The organism is Arsenophonus sp. ENCA, assembly GCF_002287155.1.
GTDB classification, from domain to species: domain Bacteria; phylum Pseudomonadota; class Gammaproteobacteria; order Enterobacterales; family Enterobacteriaceae; genus Arsenophonus; species Arsenophonus nilaparvatae.
On the sequence record NZ_NHNG01000780.1, the window covers coordinates 1 to 3,276 of the forward strand.

At 40.7% G+C, this 3,276-nt stretch carries 4 protein-coding genes and 1 pseudogene; 1 reads left to right on the plus strand and 4 read right to left on the minus strand.

The genetic code is table 11. The features are described from left to right. The coding region (locus CBG25_RS20250; RefSeq protein WP_290603799.1) for a transposase at window positions 1-263 on the plus strand (263 nt) is incomplete at its 5' end. A 135-nt stretch (window positions 264-398) separates the two neighbouring features. Here the strand turns inward: CBG25_RS20250 and CBG25_RS20255 are convergent. The 4 genes and pseudogenes from CBG25_RS20255 to CBG25_RS20270 form a co-directional block, all read right to left on the minus strand. Continuing rightward, window positions 399-575 (minus strand): annotated as a pseudogene (locus tag CBG25_RS20255) (Rpn family recombination-promoting nuclease/putative transposase); the annotation flags it as partial. Further along, window positions 532-1,449, minus strand: coding sequence for a replication initiator protein A (locus CBG25_RS20260; RefSeq protein WP_290608894.1), 918 nt, complete (start codon window positions 1,447-1,449; stop codon window positions 532-534). The gene CBG25_RS20260 and the pseudogene CBG25_RS20255, both read right to left, overlap by 44 nt. 850 nt (window positions 1,450-2,299) lie before the next feature. After that, entirely contained in the window at window positions 2,300-2,920 is a 621-nt protein-coding gene (locus CBG25_RS20265; RefSeq protein ID WP_290608895.1) for a transposase, read from the minus strand. Between the two features lie 75 nt (window positions 2,921-2,995). Next, on the minus strand, window positions 2,996-3,276 hold a 281-nt coding region (locus CBG25_RS20270; RefSeq protein ID WP_290603775.1), incomplete at its 5' end, for a transposase family protein.

Below are 3,276 nucleotides of genomic sequence, written 5' to 3' on the forward strand. Positions count from 1 at the left end.
AGGCAAACGGCTATAGGAGCCAGATTCAGCGTAAAGGCCATCGAAACAAACCGTTGTCCAAGACTCAGCAAGGGCGAAACCACAGGATTGCAAAGACTAGGGCACGGGTTGAACATGCATTTGCGGCGATGGAACAAATGGGTAGAAAACTGATCCGCACCATTGGACAGGTGCGCGCTAATTTTGCCATGACGATGATGGCAGCATGTTACAACCTAAAGCGGTTGGCGTACTTCCAGAGCGCGTGCATCGTGGCTTTCTGACGCCCAGAATGGGTCAAATGGCCCTAGCCAGGGCAATGTGCGATAGAATCAGTAACGTGATAATCAAAAAAAATCTAATTATTTAGAATGAAAGCCAAGGGTTAATTGAAAATCTTGAGTTTTTCGAGGTGCCCTATAGATATATCCCACTCCCGTTGTCGTCTGCACCGAATAGAGCATATCCGAGCACTGGCTACGCAAATCTGGCTCAATAAAGCTGCCGGACTCCATCGCTAGTGTACTAAAATCACACAATTGACGAAGTTTTTCAGGTAAATGAATTTTCAGAAAGTCCCTTGCCCTGCTCTCTATTCTGCTCTTTTTCTTCCTGCTCTGGTGTCAAGTTTCGGTTATTAAAAATCACCACATCGCGCTCTGCATCATAGCGAAGAGAGTAGTCAGGCAAATCGTTATCCTTTGCCAAATTCTTTAACATTCTTTTGAACTCTGCCTTATTCGCTGTACTTCCTGTTTTCAAATGCAGTTTTTCAAGGGAAATCGTAAACTCACCCTGATTACCACAATGCTTACGCACAATTTCGTATATACGTCGATCTACCGCTTTTCTAATACGAAAGTAATCGGGACTTATTTTCAGAATTTTTTTCTTCTGCAATGCCTGATAAAGCCAGTTGGGTAATGTTACCTCAACCATACCAATATCTAGCTTCCCTTTCTTTTCATCAATAATACGCCATTCATCTATTAAGCCAAATCCGATTGATTCCTGCTTTTCATCAGAATAAACAATATTTGTCGTTATTCTTGTTCCTGATAGTCTATCCAATGCTTTTTCCAAATCATTATATGCCCTGCCACATTTAGCTCTATTCGTTGTGACAAAAAAATCATAAGGCGTAAAACAGACAGTTCTACTAATTGGCTCATTATTATTCATCGATTCCTGCAACTTTGAAATAGAATAAATCCAGACATCTTTATCAAAGACAGTTGCCAAACCAATTTCCGCAGCAGGACGAATTGTTACAGATGTCACTCCATTATTGTACTCTCGAACTTTCGTATCTCCAGCTTTCAGTGCAAAAAAAGGGTGTTCCATACTCGCCATTTCATCACGAAAGCTGGAAAGCTCTATCTCGTCGGCGATAAAAAAATCTAGCTCATGTTTACGGGGGCGTAACGTTTTCAACTTGCTTGCTCTCACTTTGTTAGTATGATCTGCCATAGCCTCAATTCTATCTAGTCTAGGTTTGTTGGTTAGAAGCAACTGCATGTTCTCATCATGTAGTTGCTTCGCTGTTCACATCTATTCGACTTTTACACATAGCAAAAAAATCGACCTTTACACATATAATAGCGACTTTTAAACATAAAAACAAAAAAAAGATAGCAGAGACCTCTTAAAAAAACTAGATTTGTGTGGATAACCACTGATTAGTTCGACTTTTGCACATAAAAGATTCGACTTTTACACATAATCAATCGACTTTTACACACAACAAATCGACTTTTACACATAGCTAGGCGAAAAAAATCTTATTTATTATATCCTTACGTCCGTTTTTTTCCCTTTAACTTGTTTTAACTTATACCTAACTAATCTTTTAACCGGGTTTCACCCCCCTTGAGTCTGTGGATAACTTGACTTCTCGAAAACCCGGTAGATGCAGATTTTTCCCCTTCCTGATAAAACCCTCAGTGCCCATCTCACGCATCAGTGTGAACGTGCTTCAATCAACATCTGATGCTCTTCCGCTTCCTCGCTTTGGCTGTTCGTTCCTCGTCGCTACGCGCCTGCGGTACGCCTCAGCCAAAGACTGCGGCGAGCGGCGCGACTTAAGATATCTGTTCTTTTTCGATTTTAAAGCCCCTGAAAATCCTGTAACGGCACTTTCTCGATGTCTAAGAATTTCAAAACTTTTTTAACAAAAAATTAACCTGCATTTTAGGAAGAATAATCCAGCGAAAACGTGATTTTAGGTGAGGAGGGGATTGAGAATAAAACAGCCCTGATGTTTTAATCAGCAATATGTCTTCATTTTGTACAATTGAGCGTATTTTGAATAGATCACCCCTTACCCCAGAAAGGGGACGTAGCGCATTCTGGCTATCTCTAAAGCCTTATCGACCAATTGAGCTATCCTCAATCCTTTAATAAAACGAGAAAATCGCATCCTGCCACCACAAAGAATGCACGCAAACGGATCGACACCTAAAAACCGCTGACTGAGCAGCGAAAAGGGAATAGACCTTTTTCTTTTAAAATCTGATTGTCCAACGGCTTTTCTGACGACATCAAGTAACGTTCCAACCACCCGATTTGCTAAAAAACCAAAATAACGGATCATCCGAAAATGTTTCTCAGGGATCTGTTTGATGAGTCGTAAAATTAATTCTTTCTGCGATAAATCCAGATTTTTGTAATGCCCAGTATTGTGGTCAAAAAAGCGCAACGTAATGCGACTGCCACCCTCATAGTGTTCCAGTCTTGCGCCAGAGACAGGTGGTTTTTTCAGATAACGACCCAGATACTTTGCTGTTTTTTCTGCATTGGGGGTTGGTTTGGCAAAGTAGACATGCCAATAATCCTCTCCTTCTTCGTTTTTCCCCGCATTCAGAATAAACCGTTTCCATTCATCATAATCTCCAGGGCGGGATCTAACTGCTTTTGTATGGTTATTATGGATAAAAAACACACAAAATAAGGATGAAAAACAGTAAGCGTGTTGCTTAATAGTGAAATAAGGGTGTTTCGGTGATTGAAGTAAATTTTACGCTGTTCTGAGATGGAAATTCCAAAGACCTGCGCTAAGGAGTAAGAAGGTATCATCAATAAAGGGTCTACGATTCCGTAAAATTTGGGTCATGCAACCGAGGCGCTTGATACCCGCGATGGCGTGTTCAACTGTAATACGGATGCCCGAGATTATTTTATTTTCTTGTTTTTGTTCAGGCGATAAAGGTCTTTTTCGAGTTCCTTTTTTTGGGATTTGTGTATTAGGATGCTGTTTATCTATACCTTGAAAACCGGTATCTGCCCAGATGGTTACCT